Source organism: Anaerosolibacter carboniphilus (genome assembly GCF_014205875.1).
GTDB classification, from domain to species: Bacteria; Bacillota; Clostridia; order Peptostreptococcales; family Thermotaleaceae; genus Anaerosolibacter; species Anaerosolibacter carboniphilus.
In genome coordinates this window covers 1-9,990 of record NZ_JACHEN010000060.1, presented here as the reverse complement: position 1 = coordinate 9,990, position 9,990 = coordinate 1, and the positions used below count along the sequence as shown (strand labels likewise).

At 40.4% G+C, this 9,990-nt stretch carries 10 protein-coding genes; 8 read left to right on the top strand and 2 right to left on the bottom strand.

Annotated elements, in window-relative coordinates:
• Positions 1-488 precede the first annotated feature (488 nt).
• On the top strand, positions 489-1,241 hold the full coding sequence (locus tag HNQ80_RS25200; protein ID WP_184313972.1) for a glycerophosphodiester phosphodiesterase: 753 nt from the start codon (positions 489-491) through the stop codon (positions 1,239-1,241).
• A 71-nt stretch (positions 1,242-1,312) separates the two neighbouring features.
• The gene (locus HNQ80_RS25195) at positions 1,313-1,609 is read left to right on the top strand and encodes a carboxymuconolactone decarboxylase family protein (RefSeq protein ID WP_184313970.1); all 297 of its coding nucleotides are present in this window, start codon (positions 1,313-1,315) and stop codon (positions 1,607-1,609) included.
• 104 nt (positions 1,610-1,713) lie between these two features.
• Here the strand turns inward: HNQ80_RS25195 and HNQ80_RS25190 are convergent, their stop codons facing one another.
• Positions 1,714-1,944, bottom strand: a complete 231-nt coding sequence (locus HNQ80_RS25190) for a hypothetical protein (RefSeq protein WP_184313968.1) — start codon at positions 1,942-1,944, stop codon at positions 1,714-1,716.
• A 152-nt stretch (positions 1,945-2,096) separates the two neighbouring features.
• Between HNQ80_RS25190 and HNQ80_RS25185 the strand changes: the two genes are divergently transcribed.
• Complete coding sequence (locus HNQ80_RS25185) at positions 2,097-2,240, top strand: hypothetical protein (protein ID WP_184313966.1); 144 nt, start codon at positions 2,097-2,099, stop codon at positions 2,238-2,240.
• Between the two features lie 39 nt (positions 2,241-2,279).
• Here the strand turns inward: HNQ80_RS25185 and HNQ80_RS25180 are convergent, their stop codons facing one another.
• Positions 2,280-3,320 carry a M42 family metallopeptidase gene (locus tag HNQ80_RS25180; RefSeq protein WP_184313964.1) on the bottom strand — a complete coding sequence of 347 codons (1,041 nt, stop codon included), beginning with the start codon at positions 3,318-3,320 and terminating at the stop codon, positions 2,280-2,282.
• Positions 3,321-3,592: 272 nt separating this feature from the next.
• On the opposite strand from HNQ80_RS25180, the gene HNQ80_RS25175 reads away from it, so the two are divergent.
• The 5 genes from HNQ80_RS25175 (at position 3,593) to HNQ80_RS25155 (ending at position 9,789) form a co-directional block, all read left to right on the top strand.
• A complete protein-coding gene (locus HNQ80_RS25175) occupies positions 3,593-5,359 on the top strand; it encodes a M3 family oligoendopeptidase (RefSeq protein ID WP_330603013.1) in 1,767 nt (588 codons plus the stop codon).
• Positions 5,360-5,496: 137 nt separating this feature from the next.
• Positions 5,497-6,330 carry a DUF2680 domain-containing protein gene (locus HNQ80_RS25170; protein WP_184313960.1) on the top strand — a complete coding sequence of 278 codons (834 nt, stop codon included), beginning with the start codon at positions 5,497-5,499 and terminating at the stop codon, positions 6,328-6,330.
• A gap of 280 nt (positions 6,331-6,610) precedes the next feature.
• Complete coding sequence (locus HNQ80_RS25165) at positions 6,611-7,963, top strand: N-acyl-D-amino-acid deacylase family protein (protein ID WP_184313958.1); 1,353 nt, start codon at positions 6,611-6,613, stop codon at positions 7,961-7,963.
• A gap of 30 nt (positions 7,964-7,993) precedes the next feature.
• A complete protein-coding gene (lysA, locus tag HNQ80_RS25160; protein WP_184313956.1) occupies positions 7,994-9,325 on the top strand; it encodes a diaminopimelate decarboxylase in 1,332 nt (443 codons plus the stop codon).
• Positions 9,326-9,441: 116 nt separating this feature from the next.
• Positions 9,442-9,789, top strand: coding sequence for a DUF3870 domain-containing protein (locus tag HNQ80_RS25155; protein WP_184313954.1), 348 nt, complete (start codon positions 9,442-9,444; stop codon positions 9,787-9,789).
• Positions 9,790-9,990 lie beyond the last annotated feature (201 nt).

Genomic DNA, 9,990 nt, shown 5'->3' with positions numbered 1-9,990 from the left:
ACCGGATATAGGCATCGAATGTTCAAACTACAAACTCAATAATAAAAAAAAAGCTGTAGCTTTATGCTACAACTATATAGTACTAGGGGCGCCCATTGGGCGTCAATGATGGGGTTATTACCAGGCAAAACGGACGTGCAATGCACGCCCCTACGATATGTCGCATATTTATCTATTACGTAATAACACAATGAATACGAATGCCACACAATATATGATAAGTGAAAGAGTCATCAAAGATATCTCTTCAGGCGGAGGCGTTTAGTTGGTTCCAAAGGATGATGTTGTAAAGGTTACAGTAGAGTTGGATGGGAAAACGGAAACTTTTGAGCTTAGAAGTAAAAACTGATTCGTTTATGATAACTGTAGAATAATAGCGTGTAATTAAAGCTAAAAAAACAAGAAATGGGTTTTGATTTTCTGCCTATTTTAGAATATGATAAAGATAAGAGAATATTGAAAATTATGGAAAATAAGTAGGTGAAGAAATGAAAAGAACCCATATTTTTGCCCATAGAGGTGCATCGGGCTATGCCCCAGAAAATACCATGGCTGCTTTTCAAAAAGCATTGGAGATGGGGGCTGATGGCATCGAATTGGATGTTCATCTGAGCAAAGATGGTCGTTTGATTGTATGTCATGATGAAACATTGCAGCGTACCACCAATGGAATGGGCTGGATTAAGGATATGACACTGGAGGAAATAAGGCAGTATGATGGAGGCAGTTGGTTTAGCGAAGAATACCAGAGAGAGAAAGTGCCTGTATTGGAGGAGGTTTTGGATCTCATTCAATCTACGAAAACACTACTCAATGTAGAGATAAAAAACGGAATTGTAATTTATCCTGGGATTGAAAGAAAAGTTATAAACCTTATTCGGAGATATGCCCTAGAGGAGAGAACAATCATTTCATCTTTCTATCATTATAGCTTGGTGGAGTCTAAAAGAATTGATCCCTTCATTAAGACTGGTGCCTTATATGTGGCTGGATGGCTTGAACCATGGGAATATGCCAGGAAAATTCAGGCAGACGCTCTCCATCCCATTTACCACAATATTGATCTAGCCTTCGTGGAAGGTTGTAGAAGCTATGGCATTGATATCAACACCTACACGGTAAATGAAGAAGCAGATATGGCAAGGTTAGCTGGGATGGGTGTTGCAGGAATCATTACCAACCATCCAGACCGAGGGGTTTCCATGATGAATCAATTATACGAAAATACGAGAGAAAGATGATCCTGGAAAGAGGATTCGAATCTCTAGAAATAGAATCAATATACCAATGTCAAAAGAAAGGGGAGAGTAGAATGGAAAAGAGATATCCACCATTTGTAGAGGCTGTAAAACCGACGGATTCAGAACTTTATGAGGTTGTAACAAAAAATATGGACATTGCTATGGGGCCTGGAGAGTTAGACATGAAAACAAAGGCACTGATAGCATTAGCCTTGGATGCCTTGGAGGGTTCAACGGAAGGGGTGAAGTCAGTGGCAGGTATGGCACGGGGATTAGGAGCTTCTGAAGGAGAAATCAAAGAAGCCCTTAGAATTGCCTATATGGTAGCGGCAAATAAAGCTCTGGCTGCTACAAGAGGAGCATACTAAATCAAAGAAATCATATAAGTAATTAAGTAATAAAGAGGAAACCTGCTGGTTTCCTCTTTAAATATGTAGAAAGGGAGAGGTTTGCTCTCCCTATATAGGCTTACTTAGAAAAGGCCACCAAATCCGCCAAAGCCTAATCCTCCTCCAAATAGGACGACTAACAATAAGAAGAAGAATAATAAGCTTGAGTCGTCGCCAAAGCCGCCTGTTCCGCCTATTCCACCAAATATACCACAATTACAGAATATTAGCACAAGCAATAGGAAGAAGAACAACAAGCTGTCGTCAAAACGTTCTCTAATGCCAGCAACTGGAGCACATGCTTTGTCACTCATATATTTCACCTCCTTTTCCGATATGTAAGGAAGGTTGTTTAGCGGGTTGTACCGCTTTTCCTAATACAGTGTACGCAAAGTCGGGGACATGTGTGACTATTTAAGAAATAAATTTATGCAATGGGCGCTATCAAAATCCTGTGGGGTTACGAATGAAGATTTGTAGGATGATGGGACATAAGATTGGTTCTGTAGGGACGCCCATTGGGCGTCGAGGATGGAGTCATTACCAGGCAGAACGGACGTGCAATGCACGCCCCTACGATTATGTTGCATCCTTATTTATTGTGTATTAAGAGAAATAATAAAGCCCTCTCATAGAGAGGGCCGATTCGCTATTCAGAAAGTACATAAGCTGCTAACAGTGCAGTGGCATTGAGAAGACCTTCTACATGGGTACGTTCCATGCTGTGGGAGGCATGGACACCTGGTCCAATAAGGGCACCACGGATATTGTTGCCCCCTTTCAAGGCTGCTGAAACATCAGAGCCGTAGAATGGATAGATGTCTACGACATAACTCAAACCTTCTTTTTTCGCCAGGTTGATAAGCTTTGTTACCATATCATAATCATAAGGGCCTGAAGAATCCTTGGCACAAATGGAAACGTCTTGTTCAGTACAGCACAGGTCTTCTCCCATGGAGCCCATATCCACGGCAATCAATTCATCGATCTCTGGAGGGAGATAGGAAGCACCATGACCGACTTCTTCATAGGTTGAAATGAATATTTTTAGAGTATGCACGGGTGTTATATTTTCTCTTCTAAGCATTTCCAACAAGCCAAAGATCACAGCGACACCTGCTTTATCATCCAAATGACGGGATTTAATAAAACCATTTTCTCCAATCACAGTTCTTGGATCAAAAGAGATGAAGTCGCCCACAGCAATGCCCAGTGCTTCTACATCTTTTTTAGATTTTACCATTTCATCAATACGAATTTCCATATTGGCTTCTTCACGTTTTTGCTCTCGTGCTTCAGCATAAACATGGGGTGAGGGTTGGGTGGTAAGGACAGTACCCGCATAGGTCTGGCCATCTCGAGTATGGATTTTGCAATATTCTCCCTCAATGGTACTCATTACGTAGCCGCCAATGGGTGTAAACCGAATCATTCCTGATTCTTTAATGGAGCGAACCATGGCCCCTAAGGTATCTACATGAGCAGAAAGACCAAGGATATGGTCATGGTCCTTGCCAGGGACAGTGATCACACCGCAGCCTTTTTTTGTAGTTGTATAGGAATAACCTAGACGAGTAGCCTCATCTTCAATTTTTCTCATGATCTGATGACAGAAGCCGCTGGGGCTTGGGGTGGTGAGCAATTGGTAGATAAACTGCAAAATATATTGTTGATTGAGCCTATTTTTCATTTTTATTCTCCTTTCGGGTAAGGGGTTAGAAGGATTATTATTCTTTGATTTGAAAATAATTTACAGATGAAGATTGAAGTTGGTAGTCACATATTTATATGTATAATTCTCTCGAAAGCTTTAGATTCCTTTATAAAAAAAGAAAGAATGTAAAAAAACTTTTATATATCTAAAAAAAGTTAAAAATTCATTCTATAAGGGAATAGACTGTGGTATATTAAAGTAAAATAAGGCATAAGGGATTTATTTAAGGAGGAATGAGAATCTTGGAAATGCGTTGGAATTTAGATGCCCTATATCCATACTTTGATTCATCAGAGTTTCAAGGGGATATGAAACGTTGTGAGGAAGAAATACAGGAAATTATCCAATGGGCTGAGGCGAATTTTACTACCCATGATAAACCTGTTGAGAAAATAGAGGTCTATATGGAAAGGCAAAATCGTTTTTTCCATCTTTACACTCGCTTGTTAAGCTTTGGGGAATTAAGTCTCAGTGTCAATGCGAAGGATGAAAGAGCCCTTCGGGTTGTGGAGCATCTGGAGGCGAGGGAAACGGAGCTTGCAAAGCCTATGGTAATGTTTCAAAAATGGATTGGAGAGCTGGATGATCTTGAGAAAGTCATTGCATCTTCAAAACGCTTAGAAGAACATCTATTTTATCTGATGGAAATCAAGAAAAATGGAAAATATCTTTTAAGTGAGGGGGAGGAAATCCTTGTCGCTAAAATGAAAAATACAGGCTCCAATGCATGGTCAAAGTTGCAGGAATTATTGTCCTCTACGCTATTGGTAGACATAAATATTGATGGAGAAGATAAAAAGCTGCCTCTTCCTGTCGTAAGAAATATGGCCTATGCTAAGGATGCTGCCCTTCGTAAGAAGGCTTATGAAGCAGAGTTGAAATCCTATGAAAAGGTGGCGGAGTCATCGGGTGCATCCTTAAACGGTATCAAGGGAGAAGTCATCACCCTGTCAAAAATGAGGGGATATGGCTCTGTTCTAGAAAAGACGTTAATGGATTCACGGATGGACCAGGAGACTCTGGATGCCATGCTGACTGCCATGGTAGAGAGTCTTCCAACGTTTCATCGATATTATAGGAGAAAAGCAGAGCTCTTGGGACACGAAAATGGCTTACCATTCTATGATTTGTTTGCGCCCATGGGAGATGTGAAAATGGAGTTTACATATGAAGAAGCCAAAGACTTTATTGTTAAGAATTTTAGAAGCTTCAGTGATACCTTGGCCAATTATGCGGCCCATGCTTTCGAAAAGGGATGGATTGATGCGGAGCCAAGAGAAGGCAAACGGGGTGGGGCTTTCTGTTCTAATCTCCATGTGATCAAAGAAAGCCGGATTCTATCGAACTTCACAGGAACCTTTAATGATGTCAGCACCTTAGCCCATGAGCTGGGCCATGGCTATCATGGCCACTGTCTGAATGATGAAACCTATTTAAATAGTGATTATCCTATGCCTATCGCGGAGACGGCCTCCATTTTTTGTGAAACAATCATTCAAAAAGCTGCGTTGAAGGGGGCCTCGGAGGAAGAAGTGTTTGCTATCTTGGAAAGCAGCTTGATGGGTGCCGGACAGGTGATCGTAGATATATACAGCAGATTTCTTTTTGAAAGGGAACTATTTAAGCGGAGAGAGGAAGGGTCTTTGTCTGTCGAAGAATTGAAGGAGATGATGATAAGGGCTCAGAAAGAAGCATATGGCAATGGATTGGATCATCATGTGCTCCATCCATATATGTGGGTATGCAAGCCCCACTACTATTATGGAGAGGCAAACTACTACAACTTCCCCTACGCCTTTGGATTACTTTTTGCGAAAGGACTCTATGCCGAATATATGAAGCGGGGTACAAAATTCATTAAAGAATATGATCAGTTGCTTTCTATTACTGGGAAGAAAAGTATTGCCGATGTAGCATCCACCATGGGGATCGATATCCGTCAAGCAGATTTCTGGAGATCCTCTTTAAAAATCATTGAAGACGATATTGAAGCCTTTATCGCACTGAAAAAGTAGGAGAAAACTGCCTGTTCATTTTAAAAAAACTTTAGAAATTCCCCATACTCTTATCACAGAATCCTCACAAAGGGTGGCTATAATAAAACTTGTCAGGGATTATGACAAAATTAAGGATTTGAAAGGAGAGAATGTGGATGCAAAAGAAAACTTTTATGAGAAAGATCATCTGTGGGGCTATGATTGGTACCATGGCGCTATCGATGACGGCTGCAGGATTTGCTGATGATACAAAAACTGAAGATGTAAAAACAGAAGGAAAACAACTGAGATTAGAGATGAAAGGGGAGCTAGGCTTCCGCGGTAAAGGCGGCGTGGGAATCCTTGAAAAACTGGTTGAAGCAGGCGTTGTTTCCCAAGAGAAGGCTGATGCCATGAAGACATATATGGAAGCCCAAGCGCAAGAAAGAAAAGAGGAATTTGAAAAGCTGAAGGACTTAAGTCAGGAGGAGAGAAAAGCATATTTTGAAGCCCATAAAGGGGAGAAAGTGAATTTCTATGATCAAATGGCTGAGGATGGAATCCTTTCAGAGGAAGAAGGGGCCAAGATCAAGACCTATTTAGAAGAAAATAAGGGCCTTGGATTAAGAGGAAAGATGGATGGAAACGGACTTGAAACCATATTAGATAAACTTGTTGAAGAAGGTAAACTGAAAGAAGACAGTTCAAAGGCTATCCAAGAATACATGAAGACCTGGGCAGAAGAGAGAAAAGCAGAAATGGAGAAGCTTAAAGAAGAAAGAAAAGCAGAAATGGAGAAGCTTAAAGAAGAAAGAAAAGCAGAAATGGAAAAGATCAAGAACCTAACTGCTGAGGAAAAGAAAACATATTTCGAAAACAATAAAAAGGAAAGAGTCGATATTCTTGAAAAAATGGTGGAAGATGGCGTGATTACGGCGGATGAGGCTAAAATCATAAAAGAAGCCATGCCCCAGAGAAAAACCATCCAAAAAGACACGTCAGCTATATAGATGTGGGAGTAAATAGATATATAATCTTGAATTGTTGTAAAAAATAAGCTAAAATAGTGTTAGAAAAATCATAAAAGCTGCTTTATCTTTTCCCTTGTACGTTTCAGTACGAGCATCAAGATAAAATCCAGCATAGATATTCTTCGATTGGAGAATGTCTATGCTGTTTTATTTTTTTGACTGTCTGGAAGGGAATTAGAAAAGGTTTATCATTGGGAAAAATAAAACATAGAGTGGCTTTAAAAGAGGTAATAAAAGGCTATGAGAAGGGCGGGATTGGATGGATAAAGCGATTCTTAATGGATTGGTGATAGATCCTTATCATCGAGTACAGTCTAAGTTAAACCTTGGTATAGAAAATGGAAAGATTGTAAAAATATCCAGTGAATATATGGATGCAAAGGAAATCATCGATGCGAAGGGGCTTATTGTGTGCCCTGGCTTTATTGATATCCATATCCATGAAGATCCCTATCATCAAGAACAGGATCAATTTGACATCTGTATCTTCCAATGTATGGTGCAGATGGGTGTGACAACAGCCATTGGAGGTAATTGTGGGACGGGACCTAAGGCGCCGGGAGTTTATCTAGATGCAATTGATCGCATAGGAATCCCTATAAATTTAGGACTTTTGGTGCCTCATGAGCAGTTGCGTCAGGCTGTGATGGAGGAAGACAAATATAAAGCCGCTACGCAGGAGAATATTCGTCGGATGAAGGAGCTAGCGGAACAACAGCTTGCACAAGGATGTATGGGGATATCCTTTGGAATTCGCTATATACCTGGTATTACAAGGGGCGAGCTGCTTTGTATCAGCGAAGCGGCTCAAAAAGATCGCAAAATCATTGCAGCTCACATTCGGGATGATGCAAAACAAGTGATCGCAGCAGTGCAAGAGCTTGTTGATATAGGTATGTCCCTAGGACTGCCGATACAGGTTTCCCATATCGGCAGCATGGCAGCCTACGGACAGATGGAAGAAGTGTTAAGCTTAATAGATTTCTGTCATTTGAACGGTATGGATATCTACGCTGACTGTTATCCCTATGGGGCATTTAGTACAGGAATCGGGGAAACTACCTACGATGACGGGTTTTTAGAAAGGTATGCTGCCTGTTATGAAGATATAGAAATTGCTGAGGGAATTTACAAAGGGAAAAGGTGTACTGCAGAAATTTTTGAGAAATTGAGAAAGGAGGCGCCAGAGATCATAACCATTGGGCATGTGATGAATGAAGAAGAGATAGAGCAAGCCCTTCGTCACCCCAAGGTCATCTTGGCCAGCGATGGCTACATGCATAGCTTTCAAGGGCATCCTAGAGCCAGTGGAACCTTTCCACGGTTGATCCATCATTACGTGAAGGAGAAGAAAGCATTGAGCTTATATGAGGCCATAGAAAAGATGACAGTGCTGCCTGCAAAACGCATGGGAATTTCCAAAGGGAATCTGGGGATTGGTAGTGATGCCGATATAGTAATATTTGATTTTGATGAATTAAAGGATCAGGCAACCTTTGAAAATCCTCATCTTCCTCCTAGGGGAATCAAATATGTACTGGTTCAGGGAGAGGTTGCGGCAAAGAACGGGAATATGGTCTGTGGACATCTGGGACGATCTATTCGAAAATAAACGGTACTGAATAAGAAGGGAGAATTGTTTATGGAAAATGAAAGTAGAAAGAAAAAGCATTTGACTTTCGGAGGCTGTGATACCATCGCCTTGGCTGAAAAATATGGCACACCCCTTTATGTGATGGATGAGCAAAAAATCAGAAGCAAATGTAGAGAAATTCAGGAAAATTTTTTAGGAAAATATGAAAATACGAGGGCTGTTTATGCCAGTAAGGCATTTTTGAATATGACGATGTGCAAAATCATTGAAAGTGAAGGTATTGGCTTGGATGTGGTCTCTGGAGGCGAGTTATTTACGGCTATTCAAGCAGGTTTCCCAACCCAAGATATTATTTTCCATGGAAACAACAAATCCTATGAGGAATTAAGTCTGGCTGTAAAATATGATGTGGGAAGAGTAGTGGTAGACAATACCTATGAATTGGAGATGCTCCAGAAAATAGCCAAATCAAATAAAAAGAAGGTAAGAATATTATTTAGGATTGCTCCTGGCATCGAAGGAAGTACCCATAAATATATTTCCACAGGTCAGAAGGATTCAAAATTTGGTATTCCGCTGGCAGAAGATCAACTAAATCATGTGGTAGCCTTTGCGTTAAAAGCATCCCATCTGGAACTGATGGGCTTCCACTTCCATCTAGGATCACAGCTTTTTGAAAACGGGATTTATGTTGCCGCCTTGGATGTACTGGCAAAGTTGATGAAAGACATGAAGGAGCGATATGGTTTTGTCTCCAAGGAGTTAAATGCTGGAGGTGGCTTTGGTATTTTTTATGTGGAGGGAGATCAACCAAAACCATTGAGATATTTTACTGATCAAATCATGGAAAAGGTAAAAACAATCTGCCACGAAATGGGTGTACCGATACCCCAGGTGATTATTGAGCCAGGTCGATGGATGGTGGCTGAGGCGGGACTAACCTTGTATACCATTGGTGCCATCAAGGATATACCTGGCGTTAGAACCTATGTAAGTGTAGATGGCGGTATGCCTGACAATCCCAGACCGGCTCTCTATAGTGCAAAATATCAGGCGGATATTGCTAACAAGATGAATCTGGAAAAGGTACAGAAGATCACCGTTGCTGGAAAATGCTGCGAGACGGGGGATATTCTTATCTGGGATCTCATGGTGCCTCCAGTGAAAAGTGGCGATATTCTCGCCGTATACAATACAGGTGCTTATAATTATTCCATGGCCAGCAATTATAACCGTTTGCCTAGACCTCCAGTGGTGCTGGTAAATGAGGGAATTGATCATGTTATTGTCCGCAGGGAAACCTATGAGGATCTTCTCCATAGGGAAGAAGTACCTATGTATTTACAGAAAAAAGTCAAAGAAAGCTCTGAAATCATTTAAAAGAAAAACTGAGGAAAAATTAAATTTTGAAAATTCTCTCAAAGGAGGAATTTATCAATTTCTATAGAATATATATTTTATAATAGGGATTTATATGAAGTGTAGTAGGAGGAGATATGGAACAATATAACAAAAGTACAATTTATCTTGTAGGAGATGCAAAAACAGCTACCCATAATCCTATTACCCTCCAGTACAATGCATATTTTATTGTGCTAGTGATTGATCTGGAGCAAGAGGTGATCGTTGATGCTGGTGCATCTGCCATCAACGCAGTAACAGATCGTTTTGTCCGATCCTTGTTTATGGAGTATGACATGAAGCGGGGATTAGAACCTATGATTGATGAAATCCATAGAAGATATCATGGGTCATCTCAGAAAGCGCTGATTGTAGCATGGAAGGATGCCTATAAAAAATATTTGCTGATCAAGAACAATGAGTTACCTATAAAAGAATCATAAAGCTGCTTTGTTTTTTTACTTGTATCAACCATACAAGACCAGAAACAAAATCCAGCATAGATGTCCTGTAAATGATTACAGGTTATCTATGCTGTTTTTTAATATATAGGAAACGCTCATGAAATTGAAATTTCACAAAGTATAATGAAAACTTTACATTTGCTTTTAAATCCTGCAAAAAATGCAATAATCCAAATAGCG

Coding starts and splice junctions, on each gene's coding strand:
- HNQ80_RS25195 (WP_184313970.1), top strand. CDS start 1,313: ATGGAAAAGAGATATCCACCATTTGTAGAGGCTGTAAAACCGACGGAT.
- HNQ80_RS25155 (WP_184313954.1), top strand. CDS start 9,442: ATGGAACAATATAACAAAAGTACAATTTATCTTGTAGGAGATGCAAAA.
- HNQ80_RS25165 (WP_184313958.1), top strand. CDS start 6,611: ATGGATAAAGCGATTCTTAATGGATTGGTGATAGATCCTTATCATCGA.
- HNQ80_RS25185 (WP_184313966.1), top strand. CDS start 2,097: ATGAAGATTTGTAGGATGATGGGACATAAGATTGGTTCTGTAGGGACG.
- HNQ80_RS25200 (WP_184313972.1), top strand. CDS start 489: ATGAAAAGAACCCATATTTTTGCCCATAGAGGTGCATCGGGCTATGCC.
- HNQ80_RS25175 (WP_330603013.1), top strand. CDS start 3,593: ATGCGTTGGAATTTAGATGCCCTATATCCATACTTTGATTCATCAGAG.
- HNQ80_RS25180 (WP_184313964.1), bottom strand. CDS start 3,320: ATGAAAAATAGGCTCAATCAACAATATATTTTGCAGTTTATCTACCAA.
- lysA (WP_184313956.1), top strand. CDS start 7,994: ATGGAAAATGAAAGTAGAAAGAAAAAGCATTTGACTTTCGGAGGCTGT.
- HNQ80_RS25190 (WP_184313968.1), bottom strand. CDS start 1,944: ATGAGTGACAAAGCATGTGCTCCAGTTGCTGGCATTAGAGAACGTTTT.
- HNQ80_RS25170 (WP_184313960.1), top strand. CDS start 5,497: ATGCAAAAGAAAACTTTTATGAGAAAGATCATCTGTGGGGCTATGATT.